Annotated in this window: 14 protein-coding genes; 2 read left to right on the forward strand and 12 right to left on the reverse strand. The window is 70.2% G+C overall.

Going from position 1 to position 17,782, the window contains the following annotated elements; translation table 11 throughout:
- Nucleotides 1–21: 21 nt before the first annotated feature.
- Complete coding sequence (locus tag U9J39_RS22040) at nt 22–3,639, reverse strand: indolepyruvate ferredoxin oxidoreductase family protein (protein ID WP_326348056.1); 3,618 nt, start codon at nt 3,637–3,639, stop codon at nt 22–24.
- 337 nt (nt 3,640–3,976) lie between these two features.
- Here U9J39_RS22040 and U9J39_RS22045 point away from each other — a divergent pair, with 337 nt between their 5' ends.
- A complete protein-coding gene (locus U9J39_RS22045) occupies nt 3,977–5,260 on the forward strand; it encodes an NYN domain-containing protein (protein ID WP_326348057.1) in 1,284 nt (427 codons plus the stop codon).
- A gap of 197 nt (nt 5,261–5,457) precedes the next feature.
- Here the strand turns inward: U9J39_RS22045 and gspF are convergent, their stop codons facing one another.
- The 11 genes from gspF to gspG all read right to left on the reverse strand — a co-directional run bounded on the left by gspF (nt 5,458) and on the right by gspG (nt 17,069).
- Nucleotides 5,458–6,675: a type II secretion system inner membrane protein GspF gene (gspF, locus tag U9J39_RS22050; RefSeq protein WP_115678851.1), complete on the reverse strand. Its 1,218-nt coding sequence runs from the start codon at nt 6,673–6,675 to the stop codon at nt 5,458–5,460.
- Between the two features lie 15 nt (nt 6,676–6,690).
- Nucleotides 6,691–8,166, reverse strand: coding sequence for a type II secretion system ATPase GspE (gspE, locus tag U9J39_RS22055; RefSeq protein ID WP_116313201.1), 1,476 nt, complete (start codon nt 8,164–8,166; stop codon nt 6,691–6,693).
- A 98-nt stretch (nt 8,167–8,264) separates the two neighbouring features.
- Nucleotides 8,265–10,754, reverse strand: coding sequence for a type II secretion system secretin GspD (gene gspD, locus U9J39_RS22060; RefSeq protein WP_326348058.1), 2,490 nt, complete (start codon nt 10,752–10,754; stop codon nt 8,265–8,267).
- Nucleotides 10,755–10,788: 34 nt separating this feature from the next.
- A complete protein-coding gene (locus U9J39_RS22065) occupies nt 10,789–11,598 on the reverse strand; it encodes a type II secretion system protein N (RefSeq protein ID WP_116311858.1) in 810 nt (269 codons plus the stop codon).
- Nucleotides 11,598–12,203, reverse strand: coding sequence for a type II secretion system protein M (locus U9J39_RS22070; RefSeq protein WP_115711743.1), 606 nt, complete (start codon nt 12,201–12,203; stop codon nt 11,598–11,600). The genes U9J39_RS22065 and U9J39_RS22070 overlap by 1 nt, the downstream gene beginning before the upstream one ends.
- A 16-nt stretch (nt 12,204–12,219) precedes the next feature.
- The gene (gene gspL, locus U9J39_RS22075) at nt 12,220–13,665 is read right to left on the reverse strand and encodes a type II secretion system protein GspL (RefSeq protein WP_116311857.1); all 1,446 of its coding nucleotides are present in this window, start codon (nt 13,663–13,665) and stop codon (nt 12,220–12,222) included.
- Between the two features lie 270 nt (nt 13,666–13,935).
- Nucleotides 13,936–14,982: a type II secretion system minor pseudopilin GspK gene (gspK, locus tag U9J39_RS22080; protein WP_116311856.1), complete on the reverse strand. Its 1,047-nt coding sequence runs from the start codon at nt 14,980–14,982 to the stop codon at nt 13,936–13,938.
- Nucleotides 14,979–15,686: a PulJ/GspJ family protein gene (locus tag U9J39_RS22085; RefSeq protein ID WP_115711189.1), complete on the reverse strand. Its 708-nt coding sequence runs from the start codon at nt 15,684–15,686 to the stop codon at nt 14,979–14,981. The genes gspK and U9J39_RS22085 overlap by 4 nt, the downstream gene beginning before the upstream one ends.
- Nucleotides 15,664–16,077 carry a type II secretion system minor pseudopilin GspI gene (gene gspI / locus U9J39_RS22090; RefSeq protein WP_115678844.1) on the reverse strand — a complete coding sequence of 138 codons (414 nt, stop codon included), beginning with the start codon at nt 16,075–16,077 and terminating at the stop codon, nt 15,664–15,666. The genes U9J39_RS22085 and gspI overlap by 23 nt, the downstream gene beginning before the upstream one ends.
- Nucleotides 16,074–16,574 (reverse strand): GspH/FimT family pseudopilin, encoded by a 501-nt coding sequence (locus U9J39_RS22095; protein WP_115711187.1) that lies wholly within the window; start codon nt 16,572–16,574, stop codon nt 16,074–16,076. The genes gspI and U9J39_RS22095 overlap by 4 nt, the downstream gene beginning before the upstream one ends.
- A 33-nt stretch (nt 16,575–16,607) precedes the next feature.
- A complete protein-coding gene (gene gspG / locus U9J39_RS22100) occupies nt 16,608–17,069 on the reverse strand; it encodes a type II secretion system major pseudopilin GspG (RefSeq protein ID WP_012354175.1) in 462 nt (153 codons plus the stop codon).
- A 244-nt stretch (nt 17,070–17,313) separates the two neighbouring features.
- Between gspG and U9J39_RS22105 the strand changes: the two genes are divergently transcribed.
- Nucleotides 17,314–17,766: an RrF2 family transcriptional regulator gene (locus U9J39_RS22105; RefSeq protein ID WP_115711183.1), complete on the forward strand. Its 453-nt coding sequence runs from the start codon at nt 17,314–17,316 to the stop codon at nt 17,764–17,766.
- Nucleotides 17,767–17,782: the final 16 nt, after the last annotated feature.

A 17,782-nucleotide genomic window follows, 5' to 3' on the forward strand; every position in this document is an offset into this window, starting at 1 on the left:
TCCCCTCATGGGGAGAGGGCCTCAAGCCGCCCGCTGCGTCGTCTCCGGATGCCGGAACTGCTCCAGCAGTTTCGCCCAGCGCCCGCGCACCGCCTTCAGGTTGTTTTCCTTCACGTGGCCGAAGCCGCGGATATCGTCCGGCAGGTTGGCCAGCGCCACGGCGGTGTCGTAGTTGGCGGCATTGAGGCCCGCCACCAGTTCATCCAGCAAGGCACGGTACTCGCCGATCAGCGCGCGCTCGGTGCGGCGCTCTTCGGTCTTGCCGAAGATGTCGAAGATGCCGCCGCGCAGGCCCTTCATCTTCGCCAGCACGCGGAACAGCTTCATCGTCGACGGGCCGAACTTGCGCTTGACCAGCTGGCCCTTGTCGTCGCGCTTCGCGTTCAGCGGTGGCGCCAGCCAGAAGTTGAGCTGGTAGTCGCGCCCGGGCTCGCCCTCGAACTGCGCGCGCAGCTTGTCCAGGAAGGCTGGATCCGTATAAAGACGCGCCACTTCGTACTCGTCCTTGTACGCCATCAGCTTGGCCAGGTTGCGTGCCGCCGCCTCGGTCAGCGGCAGGGCCTTGCCGCTGCCCAGCAGCGCGCTCTCGGCCGCGCGCACGCGCTCGATCGCTTCGCGGTAGCGGCTGGCATAAGCCGCATCCTGGTACGCCGTCAGGTGTTCCACGCGGCGCGCGATCAGCTTGTCGAGCAGGGCGCCGGTCGACGCCGGCAGCTTGACCACGGCCGCGCCTTCTGCGGTGCTCTTGAGCTTGCCGCTCAGCGACAGCACGTGCTCCGGGTCGTGCGCCATATGGCGGCCCCAGTCGAAGGCGGCCTTGTTCTTTTCCACCGCCACCCCGTTCAGCTCGATGGCGCGCTCCAGCGCCTGCAGCGTCAGCGGGATCCAGCCCTTCTGCCAGGCGTAGCCCAGCACCAGCGGGTTGGTGTAGATGGCATCGCCCAGCAGCGCCACGGCCAGCCCGGAGGCATTGATGAAGTCGCACTTCTCGCCCACCGCATTGCGCACGTCCTGCTCGGCGGACAGGCCCGGGAACTGCCACTTCGGGTTCTTGATGAAATCGGCGGTCGGGGTTTGCGCGGTGTTGACCACGGCGCGGGTGCGGCCGGCCTGGGTCTTGGAGATGACCTCGTCGGAGGCCGACACGATGGCATCGCAGCCGATCACCAGGTCGGCCTCGCCCATGGCAATGCGGGTGGCATGCAGGTCGTCGGGGCGCGCGGCGAGCTGCACGTGCGACAGCACCGCGCCGCCTTTCTGCGCCAGGCCGGCCATGTCGAGCACGGTGACGCCCTTGTTCTCCAGGTGCGCGGCCATGCCCAGCAGGCCGCCGATGGTCACCACGCCGGTGCCGCCGACGCCGGTCACCAGGATGCCGTAGGCGCGGCGGATCGACGGCAGCTGCGGCTCAGGCAGCGCCGGCAGGCTGTCCATCGCCACGCCATGCTGCTCGGGCTTGCGCACCTGCGCGCCCTCGGCCGTGACGAAGCTGGGGCAGAAGCCGTTCACGCACGAGAAGTCCTTGTTGCACGAGGACTGGTTGATCTGGCGCTTGGTGCCGAACTCGGTTTCCAGCGGTTCCACCGACAGGCAGTTGGACTTGACCGAGCAGTCGCCGCAACCTTCGCAGACCGCGTCGTTGATAAAGGCGCGGCGCGGCGGGTCTTCCATCGTGCCGCGCTTGCGGCGGCGGCGCTTTTCGGTGGCGCAGGTCTGGTCGTAGATCAGGATGGTGCACCCCGGCACTTCGCGCAGTTCCCGCTGCACGCGGTCGAGCTGGTCGCGGTGATGGATGTCGATGCCTGGCGGCAGCTTGATCGCCGCGTTGTACTTCTCGGGCTGGTCGCTGACGATGACGATCTGCTTCGCGCCCTCGCTGTGCACCTGCCAGGCGATATCCTGCACCGACAGCTGGCCGTCCACCGGCTGGCCACCGGTCATCGCCACCGCGTCGTTGTACAGGATCTTGTAGGTGATGTTGACGCCCGCGGCGATCGACGCGCGGATCGCCAGCAGGCCGGAATGGAAGTAGGTGCCGTCGCCCAGGTTGGCGAACACATGCTTGTCGCCGGCAAACGGCGCCTGGCCGATCCACGCCACGCCTTCGCCGCCCATCTGGCTGAAGGTGCTGGTGCTGCGGTCCATCCACACCGTCATGTAGTGGCAGCCGATGCCGGCCAGCGCGCGCGAGCCCTCGGGCACGTTGGTCGAGGTGTTGTGCGGGCAGCCCGAGCAGAACCACGGCTTGCGCTCGGCCTTCGGCTGGTCCTTCCCCTGGCCGACCACGCGCGGCGTGGCCAGCGCCTTTTCCTTGGCCTCGATGATGGCCAGGCGCGCGGTGATGCGCGCGCGCACGTCCACCGGCAGGTCGAACTTGTCCAGGCGCGTGGCGATGGCCTTGGCAATGATCGCCGGCGACAGCTCATAGTGTGCCGGCAGCAGCCAGTGGCCCTGCGGGATCGACCATTCGCCGCCGGCGTTGTCCTTCTCGTCGAACTTGCCGTAGACCTTGGGGCGGACATCGTCGCGCCAGTTGTACAGCTCTTCCTTGAGCGCGTACTCCATGATCTGGCGCTTCTCCTCCACCACCAGGATTTCCTGCAGGCCCTCGGCAAAGGCGCGCGCGCCATGCGCCTCGAGCGGCCACACGCAGCCGACCTTGTACAGCCGGATGCCGATCTGCGCGCAGGTGGCGTCGTCCAGGCCCAGGTCGGCCAGCGCCTGGCGCGTGTCCAGATAGGCCTTGCCGCCGGTCATGATGCCGAAGCGCGCATGCGGCGAATCGATCTCGATGCGGTCGAGCTTGTTGGCGCGCACATAGGCCAGGCCGGCGTACCACTTGTAGTCGAGCAGCCGCGCCTCCTGCTCCAGCGGCGGATCGGGCCAGCGGATGTTGAGGCCGCCCGGCGGCATGATGAAGTCGCCCGGCAGCGCGATCTGCACGCGGTGCGGGTCCAGCTCGACCGAGGCCGACGATTCCACCACGTCGGTCACGCACTTCATCGCCACCCATAGCCCCGAGTAGCGGCTCATGGCCCAGCCGTGCAGGCCGTAGTCCAGGTACTCCTGCACGTTGGACGGATACAGCACCGGCAGGCCGCAGGCCTTGAAGATGTGCTCGGACTGGTGCGCCAGCGTCGAGGACTTGGCCGAGTGGTCGTCGCCGGCCAGCACCAGCACGCCACCGTGCCGGGAGGAGCCCGCCGAGTTGGCGTGCTTGAACACGTCGCCGGTGCGGTCCACGCCCGGCCCCTTGCCGTACCACATGCCGAAGACCCCGTCGAACTTCGCGTCGGGGTACATGTTGACCTGCTGCGAGCCCCACACCGAGGTGGCGGCGAGGTCTTCGTTCAGGCCGGCCTGGAACACGATGTTGTGCGCGGCCAGGTGCTTCTTGGCCTTCCACAGCGACTGGTCGAGCGCGCCCAGCGGCGAGCCGCGATAGCCGGAGATAAAGCCGGCGGTGTTCAGCCCGGCGGCGTGGTCGCGCTCCTGCTGCAGCATCGGCAGGCGCACCAGCGCCTGCGTGCCGCTGATATAGATGCGGCCGCGTTCGAGTGTGTATTTGTCTTCGAGGGAAACGTTGGCGAGCGCCTGGCGGATGGCGTCGCTGACCGGCGAGGTCAGGGGGGCATTCATGCGTGCTCCTCTATGGGCGTGCTGTCGGGATCACCGAAACCTGCAGTTGTGGGCAACCGCCTCGTTGCCTCTTGTGAAGGCCCGGAGCGGCTGTGTCTCTGCGCGGCATGGTAGCACCGCCACAAAGTCGGCGGTACCTTGCAATGCAGCACAAAGCGTGCCGGTCATGGCCGCGATTTCCCGTATCGACAGGGCCTGGCGTGTACACTGCGTTGCATCGAGATCGCCCGCGCCTTGGCCGGGCGGTCTCTTGTGCGTCATATCTGCGTTGCCATCCTGGTGCAACCCGATCTAGTCCGCCCGCGCCGGTGCGCGGCTTGCCAGCGAATATCCGAACATGACCAATTCCCCCCGCCAGGGCACTGCGACCCTGGCCGTGCTGATCGACGCCGACAACGCGGCGCCCGCCATCGTCGAAGGCCTGCTGGCCGAGGTCGCCAAGTACGGCGTGGCCGCCGTCAAGCGCATCTACGGCGACTGGACTCGCCCCAACCTGGCCGGCTGGAAGGAGCGGCTGCTGTCGCACTCGATCCAGCCGATCCAGCAGTTCCGCTACACCGTCGGCAAGAACGCGACCGACAGCGCGATGATCATCGACGCCATGGACCTGCTCTACACCGGGCGCTTCGATGGCTTCTGCATCGTCTCCAGCGACAGCGACTTCACCCGGCTGGCCTCGCGCATCCGCGAACAGGGCCTGACGGTGTACGGCTTTGGCGAGCGCAAGACGCCCAAGCCGTTCGTCACCGCCTGCGACAAGTTCATCTATTCCGACGTGCTGCGCGCCGAAGTCGACACCGACGGCGCGGACGGGGCCGATGGCGCCGCCGCGCCCACGCGCAAGCGCAGCACCGGCGAGCTGCGCCAGGATTCGCGCCTGGTGCGCCTGCTGCAGAACGCGGCGCAGGCGGTGTCGGACGAAGACGGCTGGCTGGCGCTGGGCAGCATGGGCAACCATATCGCCAAGCAGGCGCCGGAATTCGACTCGCGCAACTACGGCTACGGCAAGCTGTCGGAGCTGGTCGCGGCGACCGGCCTGTTCGAGGTCGAGACCCGCAACGGCGGCAACAACAAGACCATCTGGGTGCGGCTGAAAAAGCGCGCCAAGGGCGGCGAGCCGCAGCAGCGCACGCCGCAGCCGCCGGCCCAGCACGCGGAGCCGGCGCGTCGCCAGCCCGCACCCGCACCCGCGCCGGCGCCGGAACCGGCCCGCGGGGTCGAGCCACTGCCCACGCCGGAGACGGTTGCGTCCGAGCCGGAAGCCCCGGCGCAAGCCGAGCCGCCCTTTGTCGCGGCCGACGCGGTGCAGGCCGAGCCCGAGCCGGTGCCGCCGCTGGAAGCGGCGCCGCAGCCGGACCCGCAGCCCGAAGTGCCGCCTGATGTGCAACCGAAGGCTGGCAGCCGCACCAGCGCGCGCAAGCGCGCGGCGCGCCGGCCGGAGGTGACGTTGAGCGAGACGCCGTGGCCGATCGACCAGTCGGTGTTCGCGGCGCCGGGCACGACCGTGCTGACGGCGACGGTGGAGGCGGAACCGCAACCGGCTGCGGTTGAGGCCGAGGCCGCACCGGTGCCGGCGCCGGCGCGCAAGACGCGCAAGCGTCCGAGCAAGAAGGCGGAGTAAAACGGCTGCTGGTTTTCTCCCCTCTCCCGCCTGCGGGAGAGGGGCAGGGGGTGAGGGCAGGCGCCGGCATACCGATGCGCTGCACTTCGTTGATGCTCCCACCCTCACCCCCACCCCTCTCCCACTTCGCGGGAGAGGGGAGCCTGCACCAGCGGCGTCAGGCAATGCGAGCGTTGCTGGTTGCCAGCACAGCGCTCTTACCGCACCAGCTGGTTGATCTCGATGATCGGCATCAGCACCGCCAGCACGATCAGCAGCACCACCACGCCCATGGTCAGGATCAGCAGCGGTTCCAGCAGGCTGGTCAGGAACAGCGTGCGCCGTTCCAGTTCCTGCGCTTCGCCTTGCGCGGCGCGGTCCAGCATCACCGGGAGGTTGCCGGTGGCTTCGCCCGAGCGGATCAGGTGCACCAGCACCGGCGGAAACTGATTCTGCGCCGCCAGCGCGCGCGCCAGCGAGGCGCCTTCGCGCACGCGGGTGTTGGCGTCTTCGACGTTGGCGCGCAGCGCTTCGTTGGTCAGGGTCTCGCCGGCAGCCTGCAGGCTGCGCAGGATCGGCACGCCCGCGGAAACCAGGATCGCCAGCGTGCCGGCAAAGCGCGCAGTGTTGTAGCCGCGTACCAGCTTGCCGACCAGCGGCGCGGTCAGCAGCCAGCGGTGCCATTCCAGCCGCACCGCGGGCTGGCTCAGCAGCCGGCGGATGCTGAACGCGGCCACCGCGATCACCGCGAGCGCCGCCCACCACCAGTTGCGCACGAAATCCGACAGCCACAGCATGATGATGGTCAGCGTGGGCAGCTTCTGCTTGGTGTTGGCGAACACGCTCACCACCTGCGGCACCACATACGACAGCAGGAAGATCACGATCGCGAACGCCACCACCGTGACGATGGCCGGATAGGTGAAGGCCAGCCGGATCTTGGAGGTCAGCGTGTTGCGCGATTCGATGTAGCCGGCCAGCCGCTCCAGCACCACGCCCAGGTGGCCGGAGTGCTCGCCGGCCGAGACCAGCGCGCGGTAGATGTCCGGAAAATCGCGCGGATGCTGCGCCAGCGCCACCGACAGCGCGCTGCCGCCCATCACTTCGGCGCGGATGCCGGCCAGCAGTTCATGCACGTAGGGCCGCTCGGCCTGGTCGGCCAGCGCGCCCAGCGCTTCGTCCAGCGGCAGGCCGGCCACGATCAGGCTGGCCAGCTGGCGCGTGAACAGCGCCTGCTCCTGTGTCGACAGCTTGCGCGCGAACAGCTGGCTGCCGCCGCGCGGCGCCAGGCCGGCGCCGGCCAGCGCGTCGACGGTCAGCGGCGTGAGCCCGCGCGCGCGCAACTGGGTGCGGGCCTGGCGCGCGCTGTCGGCCTCGATCACGCCGCGGTCGGTCTTGCCGGCGGCATCGGCGGCTTCATAGCGGAAAGCTGGCATGCGGGCGGCTCCGCGTCAGTCGCGCGTGACGCGCAGCACTTCCTCGAGCGAGGTCGCGCCGCTGTCGATCCAGCGCTGCGCGTCGCCGCGCATGGTGTGCATGCCGTGCGTCAGCGCCACCTGCTTGATCTCCGACTCGGGCGCCTGGCGGTGGATCATGGTGCGGATTTCGTCGTCCACCGTCAGCAGTTCATAGACGCCCATGCGCCCCTGGTAGCCCGACTGGCCGCACTTGTCGCAGCCGACCGGATGCCACACGGTCTGCAGCGGCTTGCCCTGCGCGTGCAGCACGTCGGCCTCGGCGGGCGTGACCTCGATCACTTCCTCGCGCTTGCAGTGCGGGCACAGGCGGCGTACCAGCCGCTGCGCCAGCACCCCCAGCAGCGACGACGACAGCAGGAACGGCTCGATGCCCATGTCGACCAGCCGCGTCACCGCCGACGCCGAGTCGTTGGTGTGCAGCGTGGCCAGCACCAGGTGGCCGGTCAGCGACGCCTGTACCGCGATCTGCGCGGTTTCCAGGTCGCGGATCTCGCCGATCATGACCACGTCCGGGTCCTGGCGCAGGATTGCGCGCAGGGCCTTGCCGAAGGTCATGTCGATGCGCGGGTTGACCTGGGTCTGGCCGATGCCGTCGAGGTCGTACTCGACCGGGTCTTCCACCGTCATGATGTTGGTGGTGCGCGCATCCAGCCGCGACAGCGCGGCATACAGCGTGGTGGTCTTGCCCGAGCCGGTCGGCCCGGTCACCAGCACGATGCCGTGCGGCTGGCGGATCAGCTGGTCGAAGCCACGCAGCGTGTCGGGCGCCATGCCCAGCTTGGCCAGGTCCAGCCGGCCGGCTTCCTTGTCCAGCAGGCGCAGCACCGCGCGCTCGCCGTGGCCGGTGGGCAGCGTCGAGACGCGCACGTCGACCGGCCGCCCGCCCACGCGCAGCGTGATGCGGCCGTCCTGCGGCAGGCGCTTCTCGGCAATGTCGAGCTGCGCCATGATCTTGATGCGCGAGATCAGCGCGCCGTGCAGCGCCTTCTTGGGCCGCACCACGTCGCGCAGCGTGCCGTCGACGCGGAAGCGCACCACCGACGACGATTCGAACGGCTCGATATGGATATCCGAGGCGCCTTCGCGCGCCGCCTGCGTCAGCAGCGCGTTGATCATGCGGATGATCGGCGCATCGTCTTCGGATTCCAGCAGGTCTTCCACCGCGGGAATGTCCTGCATCAGGCGCGACAGGTCGACCTCGCCCTCGACCTCGCCCACCACCTGCGCGGCGCTGCCGTCCTGGCGGTTATAGGCGTCGGACATGGCATGCTCCAGCGCCTCGGGTTCCAGCACGCGCAGGCGCAATGCGCCGTGCACGCGCGCCACTTCGGCCAGCGCCGTGGGCGAGGTGGCGCGGCTGACCCACACCTCGAGCCCGTCGGGACGCTGGTGCGCGATCAGCAGCGGGGCCTCGCGCGCAAAGCCGTACGAGACCAGCCGCGCCGCCATCGGCGAGGGTGGTTCGAGTTCGGCCGGCGGGCTGATGTCGGCGATGCCGGCTGGAGCGGTGGAGAGGGCGGTTTGGACTTCGCTGGCCATGGCGGGCCTCAGTACGGGAGTGCGGCTTCGCCGCGCTGGTTGAGCGGCTGCGGGGCGCCCACCGGCGCTTGCGGCACGGGCTGGGGCGCGGGTTGCGGGGCCGGTTCGGGCACCGGTTGCGGGACCGCCTGCAGCGGCTGTGGCTGACCCGGCACGCCGGGCTGCGGCGCACTCTGCGGCAGCGTTTGCGGCAGCGGCAACGGGCCCGCCACCGGGCCGTTGGTGCGCGGGTTGACGAACGGCGTGCTCGGCGCGTCGGCCGGCGGCAGCAGCGGCGTGTTGGTGTCCCGCACCATGATGTTAGGCGATACGAAGCCCTGCTGCTGCGCGCGCATATAGTCGTAGCGGTCCGCGGTCAGGCGGTCGGTGGCGCCGGCGGTGCGCATCACGTAGGGCCGCAGGAACACCAGCAGGTTGGTCTTCGAGCGGTTCTTGTTCTCGTAGCGGAACAGGCCGCCGATCAGCGGGATGTCGCCCAGCAGCGGCACCTTCTGCACGCCGTCGCCATAGTTGTCCTCGATCAGGCCGCCCAGCACGATGATCTGGCCGTCGTCGACCAGCACGTTGGTCTCGATCGAGCGCACATTGGTGGTCGGGCCCTGGATCAGGTTGGCGGTTGCCTGCACCACGTTCGACGATTCCTGGAAGATCTGCATCTTCACCAGCCCGCCGTCGGTGATCTGCGGCTTGACCCGCAGCGTGATGCCGACGTCCTTGCGGTCGAAGGTCTGGAACGGCGTGACCGACGCCGCGCCGCCGGTCTGGGCGTAGGAGCCGGTGGTGATCGGGATGTTCTGGCCGATCAGGATCTTGGCTTCCTCGTTCTCGAGCGTGATCAGGTTCGGTGTCGACAGCAGGTTGACGCTGCCGTTGGTGCCCAGCGCGCGCAGCAGGGCGCCCAGGCCCATGGCCCGGTTGACGATGCCCAGGTTCAGGCCGCCGATGTCGGGGACCAGTTGCTGCGCGGCAGCGATGCCGGCGGAGCGGTTGGCGTCGGCCAGGGCGCCGGCCAGGGTCAGGTTGAGGATGTTCTGTCCGCCGGTGCCGAAGTTGGTGCCGGCAAAGACGTTGTTGTTGCCGCTTGACGAGCTGATCAGGCCCTGCCACTGGATGCCGAGTTCACTCGCCTGGGTGGCGGTGACTTCGACGATCATCGACTCGATATAGACCTGCGCGCGGCGCGCGTCGAGGTCGTCGATCACGCCGCGCAGGTTGCGGTAGACCGGTTCGCTGGCGGTGATGATCAGCGAGTTGGTGGAGGGGTCCGCCTGGATGATGCCGCCCGTGGCCGGCTGCGTGGTGGTGCCGAACGAGGCCGCGAAGGCCGAGTTGCCATAGGCGCCGCCGGTGCCGCCCCCGGTGCCGGTGCCGCCGCGCATGCCGGTCTGGGCGGTGGTGGCGCCGCCGGTGAACTGGCCGCCGGTTGGCGTCGACACATTGGTCATGCCCGCCGCGCCGCCGATGCCGCCGGCCTGTGCGCCGGGCTGGGTGGTGCTGGCGAAGCTGCTGTCGGCGGCAACGATGGCGCGCAGCGTGGCGGCCAGCTTGATCGCATCGGCGTTCTTCAGCGGTACCACCCAGATGTTGCCGGGGCGCGCGTAGGGCTGGTCGAGCTTCTCGATCAGCTGGCGCGCCTGCTGCAGGCGCGCGCGGCTGGTGGCGCGGATCATCAGCGAGTTGCTGCGCGGCTCGGCCACCACCGAAGTGCGCAGGCTGGCATCGACGGCCGCGGCACCGCCGCCGCCGGTGGCACCCGCGGCGCCCGGGTCCAGCAGGCGCTGCAGCACCGCCGCGGTATCGCTGGCCAGCGCGTGCTTGAGCGGCACCAGTTCGACCTCGCCCGAGGCCGGCGCATCGACCGCGGCGATGATGCGGGCGATGCGGCGCAGGTTGTCGGCGTAGTCGGTGATGACCAGGGTGTTGTTGGCCGGGTAGGCGGTGATGGTGTTGTTGGGCGCGATCATCGGCCGCAGCACCGGCACCAGGTTGTTGGCCGACTCGTAGTTCAGCCGGAACACCTGGGTCACCACCTGGTCGCCGCGGCTGGGGCTGCCGCCGATCACGGTGGGCGAGCCCTGCAGCTTGGCGTCGGCCTCGGGCACGACCTTGGTAAAGCCGTTGCTCTCGACCATGGCGTAACCCTGCATGCGCAGCACCGAGCCCAGCGTCTGCAGCGCCTGCGCGCGCGAGACCGGCTGCTCCGTGACCAGATTGACGGTGCCCTTCACGCGCGGGTCGATGACGAAGTTCTTGCCGGTGGCCTGGCCGACCGCCTTGATCACGGAATCCAGGTCGGCGTTGACGAAGTTCAGCACCACCTGGTCGCGATTGGCGGGAGTCACGTCGGGCGGCGCCGGCGGCGTGCCCTGGGTACGCGAGGCCGGCGCCCCGGGCTGGGCCCACAGCGGCGCGGGCGCCAGCAAGGAGAGCCCGCAGAGCAATGCCACGGCACGGGCGCAGGCGGTCTTGAAAACAGGTCGGTTGGCGTGGGTGGTCATAGTCATTTCCGTGGGCTGTGCGCTCTGCGTGGCATCAGAAACGCAGCCTAGTCACATTGTTGTCTCGTCGTCCCAGCAGGCTCAGCAGGCTGGCCAGCTGCGTCGCGGCGTCCGGTTCGGCATGCGCGGTACCCTCGAAGCGCGCCTGCCGCCCGAGCGTGCCGCTGCCCTCCAGGTGCAGCGGACCATCGATGGTGCGCAGCTGCAGCTTGCCGTCGCCTTCGCCGGTCCAGTCGATCTCGGCGCGGTAGCTGCCCAGCGGGCGCAGCCGGCTGACCGCGGCCGATACCTGCTCGATGCGCAGCGTCATATGGCCGGTCATGCCCTTGCCGGAAAACCGGCCCTGCAGCGTGGACCAGTCCACCCGCATCAGGCCGTCCGGGCGCAGCGTGTTGAACGGCGCGCCCACGCCCTCGAGCAGCGAGGCGGGCAGCCGCATCGCGCCGGATTGCGCGGTCCAGCCGCCCGGCGTCGCGGTGACCGCGACCGGCGCGGCCATGGCCTCGGCGTGGGTCAGCACCAGCCGTGCGTGCCCGGTCAGCAGCGGCCAGAACGCCAGCGTCCAGTGCAGCCGGCCGGGCAGCACGGTGGCGGTCTGGCTGCCTGCGCCGGCCGACAGCGCCAGCGTGGCGCTGCCGCGCCACAGCGAGCCGCTGGCATCGGCCAGCAACACACGTCCCTGCGTCTGCGTGGCGACGCGCGCGGCGATCCATGTCGCCGGCAGCATCGCCACCGTGGTGACCGCGGCCGTGGCCAGGCCAAGCCCGAGCCAGCGCAGGCGCCGCGCGGCGGCCGGCTGGCGCAGCGCACGGCGCGGCAGGCGCAGGGTTTCCAGCCGCACCATCAGCTGCGGCCACCCGGACCCTGCAGGGTCGCGGTAACGTTCACCAGCGCCGTCGCGCCGACGTAGACCACGCGGGCATCGATCACCTTCATGCGCTGCTGCTGGCGTACGTCCTGCAGCCAGGTGCTGACCGCCCCGAACGGAACCTTGTCGAGCTGCACCTGCACGCTGTTGTCGGCGGCAGCCGCGAGCCGGGTAGCTTTCAGGCCGTACTGGCCCAGGCTTTCCTGCAGCGCCTGGGTCAGTTCGTCGCCGCGCAGCGACGGCGCCGGCGTGGCCTTCAGGCCGCGGGCTTCCTGCGCGAGCGTTTCCATCTCGGCCAGGTCGGCACGCAGCTGCGGCAGGTTGCGCGCGGCGCGTTCGCGGCCGTCGGCGGCCGGCTCCCACAGCAGCAGGTAGCCGAGCACCAGCGCCAGTACCGCGCCGCCGCCGCCGAGGATGGCCTGCTCGCGCGGGTTGCGCGCCGACCAGAAGGCGTCGAAGCGTTCCCGCCATGCCTGCGGCACCGACGGGCGCAGCCGCGCCAGGCGCGTGCGCAGCGCTGCGGCGCCGCTGCGGCGGGCGGCGGGCGAGGGGTGGCGGGTGGAATCTTTCAATGGGTTCATGTCGGGCATCCGCCGGTCACAGGCCGGGCTTGACGGTCCAGCGCGAGCCGGGTGTCACAGGCGTGCCTGCGCTCGAGCCGGTGCTGCCCGCGGCATTGCCGGCCTTGTCTTCTTCCATCTGCAGCCCGGCCTGGCGCGCCGCGCTGCGCAGGCCGGCGGTGTCGGTGCCGGGCTTGAGCGTCACCACCAGCATGCGGCCGCGGTACTCGAGGGCCTGCAGCCCGTCGGGCGGCAGCCGGCGCGCGGCCTGGGCGAAGCGGTCGGCCAGCGGCAGGAAATCATCGGGTGTGCTGCGCCCGCTGGCGATGCGCAGCTGCTCGACCTGCCGGCGCATCTGCAGCGGGGCGTCGATCACCGTCGGCGTCTGCGGGAAGGTGCCGCGCAGCGTCTGCGCCTGCGCGGCTTCGAGCCGTTGCTGTTCGTTGCGCAGCAGCAGCCAGTGCGTGTTCATGCCGATCAGCTGGACCAGCACCAGGCCCGCCAGCATTGCCAGCGGCAGGCGCCACGCCACCAGGTTCCAGCGGTCGGCGCGGCCCTGAGCGAACTCGAACTGCGCCAGGTCGAGCCCAGGTTCGCGCAGGCATTCCTGCGCACCATCGATCCACAGCTGCCAGCCGGTGCGAGCGGCCTGGCGCAGGCCGGGCACCGGCGCCATCGCAGCGGCGTCGGCATCGGCATACCAGGCGCCTTCAGGCGCCAGCGCCTGCCATGCGGCCAGGGCGTCGTCGCCCAGCAGCAGGCCGTAGCCGGCGTGCGCACCGGTGCGCACGGTCAGTTGCCACTGGCGTGTGGTGCTGCTGGCGGTGTCCGGCAAGGCTTCGCCCAATGCATCGCCGAGCGCCCCGCCTTCGGCGAGTGCGCTGGCGGCGGCCTCGACCACCAGCGTGGCCGGCTGCACCGGTGCCGGCGCCGCGCCGGGCGGCGCCAGCGACGGCTCTGCGCCGGCTTCTGCTTCGGCCAGCGCGGCCAACGGCACGCACAACTGGGCGGGCAGCATGTGGCGGCGGCGATGGCGGTGCTCGGCAAAGGCATCCAGCACCGCGCGCACCCAGGCGCGGTCCGCCACCATCAGCAAGCGCCGGCGCGGGCCGCGGCCGGTCGTGGCGCCGTCGAGGGCAGGGCCGATGCCGATATGGCAGGGCTGCGCGTCGGTGGCGAGCGCGTCCTCGACCAGGTTGGGCAGCGCCTGCTTCAAGCGCGCGGGCGGCAGCGGCGGCACGCTGGCGGTGGTCAGCAGTACGTCGCTCGCGGCCAGGATCAGCACCAGCCGCTCCGCCGCGGGCAGGTCGGCGATGCGGGCGTGGCCTTCTCGCAACACTTCCGGTGCGGCGCGAGGCGATCCGCGCCGTGTCGGCTCGCCCGCCGCCGTGCGCACCAGCGCAAAGGGCAGGGCGCCGAACTGCCACGGTTGCGGCTGGTCATGCGGCCGGTGCGGCAAGCGCACGTACAGAGTGGTGCTCAAGGTGTCCTTGCTTTGGCTTCAGTAGAACGGCTCGATAAGGCGCTTGGCCCATGGGGGTGCGCCCGGGAACGCCCCGGCGCAGGAAACTTGCCGGAGTGCGGGGATGCCGGCGGGCGGCCTGGGAGGCCGATCAGCGGCGAGCGGGCTGGTGTCAGGCTCGCGCCAGCGCCGCAGCATACCTTGCCTGCGTGACAAAATCGCGTCAATACCATTCTCCCCGTCTGCACCGGTGTGCCGTTTTCATATGTGCGCCAGGCCGCCTTGCATGGTTCAGCGCAGGTCCGGCAGCCGGTCCGCGTCCTGGACCCACATCACGCGGGTGGTGTTGGCCGCACCGAGCGGTTCGCCGCGGTAGATCAGCGACACCTGCAGCCGCCTGGCGCGCTCGTGCCGCACCAGCCCGTAGACCAGGAAGTAATGCGTGCGCACGTCGAGCAGGTTGCCCAGGTTGCCGCTGCTGGCCTGCGGCGCCAGCGTGGACAGCTGTGTCTGCAGGTTGCCGATATTGTTGAAGTACGCCCGGTCGCGCTGGCGCACCAGTTCGCGCGCGCGCTCCAGCGGCAGCTTGTCGATCATGGCCGCCAGCACCTCGGCCTCGGCGGTGTTGGCATTGACCAGGGTGCGCTCGGGCAGCACGATCACGAAGGGCTCCAGCACCGCCACCATCTCGGGCGTGTAGCCGGGCAGCGCCAGCAGGCCCTGCACGCTGTCGAGCGGGCGTGGCGCCTGCCGGCCCGAGCCCTCGCCGCCGTGGCCGCCTTGCGCGGCCTGCAGCATGTGGCGCGCGGTGGACTCGGCCAGCGCCGGGTTCAGGCCCACGGTGCGCAGCAGCCGGCCATAGGCGGCCTGCGCCGACTGGTCGATATTGGCGACCCGCCCGACCGCCGCGCCCTGGCCGCCGGTGGCGGACCATGTCACCAGGTTGGCAAGGTTGAAGCGCGCCTGCGCATCGAGGATGCGCCCGGACAGGAACGAGGTCTCGCCCGCAACGTCGGTGCGCAGCGACGCACCCAGGAAATCCGACAGGCGGGTCTCGGCGATCGGCACCGCCCACGGCTCGCCCAGTTCGTCGACATTGCTGCGGCGCTGGTCGTCGCGCAAGATCAGCCGTGCCCAGTCGACCGCGGCGCGCTCGATCCAGGTGGCCTGGGCCAGCAGCCGCTGATTCTCGATGGCGCGGATCTGCACCTGCTGCCGCCACAGCATGCCCGACACCACCACCACGGCCAGCGTCACCATCAGCAGCGCGGTGACCACGGCGGCGCCGCGCGCGCGGCGCAAAGGCCTGAAGCGGAGGGGACGGCGGGCGTGCGTCATAGCCCCGACATGCAGATCTTCTGGAACTGCCGCGGCGCGTCGCCGTCGCCCATGCGGGCGAGGATGGTCAGTTCCACCGCGCGCACCGCGGTATTGGGCACCGCCGCGCCGGCCTCCGACGCTTGCACCGCGCTGGCCGCGTTGCCGCTGAACAGCACGTTGCGGATGCGGTTGCTGTCGGCCTGCCAGCCGCCGGGTTCGACCCAGGCGCGCGCGCTCATGCCGTCGACGTTGCCCAGCACGCGCCGCACCTGCGCGTTGCTTTCCCCGCCCTGGCGCAGCGCCAGCAGCGATGACTGCAGCGCGGCGCGGTTGCTCACCGGCGGCGCGGCCACGCGCACCAGCGTGTTGCCGTCAAGCTGGTAGGACAGTGCCTGCCATGCCGGCGGCTGGCCTTCGTCGCGGCGGTCGCGCACCAGCAGCACGCGGTTCGGGCCGAGCTCGACCGGGCTGCCCTGCAGCAGCGTGGGGTTGGCCAAATGCTCGCAATCGGCCTGCAGCTGGCCGTACAGCACCTTCAGCGCATCCAGCCGGGTGTCATGGTCGATCAGCCGTTCGCGGCCGCGCGTCAGGCTGTCCAGCGCGCGCCAGCCGATCACCGCCATCACCGCCAGCAGCGTGATGGCGACCAGCATTTCCAGCAGCGTGAAGCCGCCGGCGGATTGGCGCCCGCGCCGGCGCTCAGAGCACGTTGCGGATTTCATTGGGAACGATGGTGACGAGCCACGCCAGCCGCACCGACTTGTCGGTGGCCGACGGATAGACCGCGATCTCGACGCGTCGGAATACCGGATTGGGCGTGGCCGACACGGATTGCTCGCAGTACAGCGGCGTGCCGCCCTGCGGGCACGCATAGCCGCTGACGCCGGGCTCGGGCCAGGTCTTGGCCAGGCGCAGCGAGGCCAGGTGGTTCTCGGCGCTCCATTCGGCCAGCATGCGGGTCTGCAGCGACGCGCTGGCATCGACCATCGAGCCCATCGCACGCATCGCCGCGGTCAAAGCCACCGCCAGGATGGTCAGTGCAACCAGCACTTCGATCAGCGTGAAGCCGGCGGCGCGGGCGCGCCGGCGTGCGGGCAAGCGCGGGCGCATCATGGCGTGCTGGCGAAATAGCGGCCGCTGCCGTCGCCGGCCACGTCGACGCGGATATCGCCGCGCACAAGAACCAGGCGCTGCGGGGCATCGATCAGCTCGCGCCCGAAAATCAGCCGCGGCGGGCTGTTGGTGCCGGTGCTGCGGCCGCCCTCGGCGACGATGACCTGGTCCAGCGCCAGGCGCCAGGTGCCGGGCGCGAACACGTCGGTGCGCAAGGGGATCCAGCCATTGGGAGTCGATTCGAGGAAGCGCCAGCCGCCGGCGTCGCCTTCCCAGGCGATCGGGCGCGCGCCCAGTTGCGCTTCTTCCTGCGCCAGCTCGAACAGCCGCGCGATGCGCTGGCCGTCGTCAAGCACGCGGCCACGCTCGTTGGGCGAGGCATTGACCGCGACCAGCGAGATCACGATGCCGGCGATCACCATCACCACCAGCAACTCCAGCAGCGTGAAGCCGGAGTGCCGCTGCCGGGGGGCGCGGCGGCGCGGCGCCGTGGTCATCAGGGAAGCGGCAAGGGCGGGCGGCAGGGGCGCTTACTCCCAGTTGCCGATATCGGCGTCGTTGGCGTTGCCGCCGGCCTGGCCGTCGGCACCGAAGCTGAACACGTCGATTTCGCCGCGCACGCCGGGGTTCAGGTACTGGTACGGATGGCCCCACGGATCCTTGGGCAGCTTTTCCAGGTAGCCGCCGCCCTTCCAGTTGTTGGGCACCGGCTCGGTGGTAGGCTTGGCCACCAGCGCACCCAGGCCCTGCTCGGTGGTCGGATAGCGGCTGTTGTCAAGGCGGTACAGCTTGAGCGCCTGCATGATCGACGAGATATCCTGGCGCGCCGCGACGATGCGGGCTTCGTCCGGACGGCTCATGATCTTGGGCACCACCAGTGCCGCCAGCACGCCGAGGATCACGATCACGACCATGATCTCGATCAGGGTAAAGCCGCGCGCGCGGCGGGCAGGACGGGCGGGGCGGGCAAGCTGGGAAGTGAATCTGCGCATTGTTGGTAAGACCTCGTTGCTGGAATGGCGAGGCCCCGCGCCACGGGGCGGGCGGGGCCGGGTTCGCCAATCAGTATAACCGGCGCCTTATGACTCTTTTATGGGCGGCCCTGGATGGGGCTGCAGCGAAGTCTGTTGTGAATCACAATGGTGGCCGGCGCCTGTTGGCGGATCCCGAACCGTAGCACGCCGCAGAAAAATATAACTTGCATCCAGGATGCATCTTTTTTAACATGACGCCACGATGCAACTGACCCGCTTCTCCGACTATGCGCTGCGCCTGCTGATGTACGTCGCCCGTGGCGACGGCAGCCGGCCGATCACGATCGCCGAGGTCGGCCAGCAGTTCGGCATCTCGCACAACCACCTGGTCAAGGTGGCGGCGCGGCTGTCGAAGCTGGGCTGGGTCAGCGCCACGCGCGGTCGCCACGGCGGCCTGCAGCTGGGCCCCGACGCCGAGCGCCTCACCATCGGCACCATCCTGCGCGAGCTGGAAGGGCACCGGCCGGTGATCGACTGCGACAACCCGCCCTGCGCGCTGCACGGCAACTGCCACCTGAAGCGCGCGCTGGACGTGGCCGAGCAAGCCTTCTACCGCGCGCTCGACGACGTCACGCTGGCCGATGTCACCGGCAGCCACACCGCCGAATCGATCATCCGCCTGCATCGTGATTTCCTGAACCGGCGTTCGGCCTGAGCGGATGGGATCCGCG

The organism is Cupriavidus sp. SS-3 (genome assembly GCF_035818815.1).
Classification (GTDB): domain Bacteria; phylum Pseudomonadota; class Gammaproteobacteria; order Burkholderiales; family Burkholderiaceae; genus Cupriavidus; species Cupriavidus taiwanensis_C.

Coding starts and splice junctions, on each gene's coding strand:
- U9J39_RS22040 (WP_326348056.1), bottom strand. CDS start 3,639: ATGAATGCCCCCCTGACCTCGCCGGTCAGCGACGCCATCCGCCAGGCG.
- U9J39_RS22045 (WP_326348057.1), top strand. CDS start 3,977: ATGACCAATTCCCCCCGCCAGGGCACTGCGACCCTGGCCGTGCTGATC.
- gspF (WP_115678851.1), bottom strand. CDS start 6,675: ATGCCAGCTTTCCGCTATGAAGCCGCCGATGCCGCCGGCAAGACCGAC.
- gspE (WP_116313201.1), bottom strand. CDS start 8,166: ATGGCGGCGCGGCTGGTCTCGTACGGCTTTGCGCGCGAGGCCCCGCTG.
- gspD (WP_326348058.1), bottom strand. CDS start 10,754: ATGACCACCCACGCCAACCGACCTGTTTTCAAGACCGCCTGCGCCCGT.
- U9J39_RS22065 (WP_116311858.1), bottom strand. CDS start 11,598: ATGGTGCGGCTGGAAACCCTGCGCCTGCCGCGCCGTGCGCTGCGCCAG.
- U9J39_RS22070 (WP_115711743.1), bottom strand. CDS start 12,203: ATGAACCCATTGAAAGATTCCACCCGCCACCCCTCGCCCGCCGCCCGC.
- gspK (WP_116311856.1), bottom strand. CDS start 14,982: ATGACGCACGCCCGCCGTCCCCTCCGCTTCAGGCCTTTGCGCCGCGCG.
- U9J39_RS22085 (WP_115711189.1), bottom strand. CDS start 15,686: ATGAAATCCGCAACGTGCTCTGAGCGCCGGCGCGGGCGCCAATCCGCC.
- gspI (WP_115678844.1), bottom strand. CDS start 16,077: ATGATGCGCCCGCGCTTGCCCGCACGCCGGCGCGCCCGCGCCGCCGGC.
- U9J39_RS22095 (WP_115711187.1), bottom strand. CDS start 16,574: ATGACCACGGCGCCGCGCCGCCGCGCCCCCCGGCAGCGGCACTCCGGC.
- gspG (WP_012354175.1), bottom strand. CDS start 17,069: ATGCGCAGATTCACTTCCCAGCTTGCCCGCCCCGCCCGTCCTGCCCGC.
- U9J39_RS22105 (WP_115711183.1), top strand. CDS start 17,314: ATGCAACTGACCCGCTTCTCCGACTATGCGCTGCGCCTGCTGATGTAC.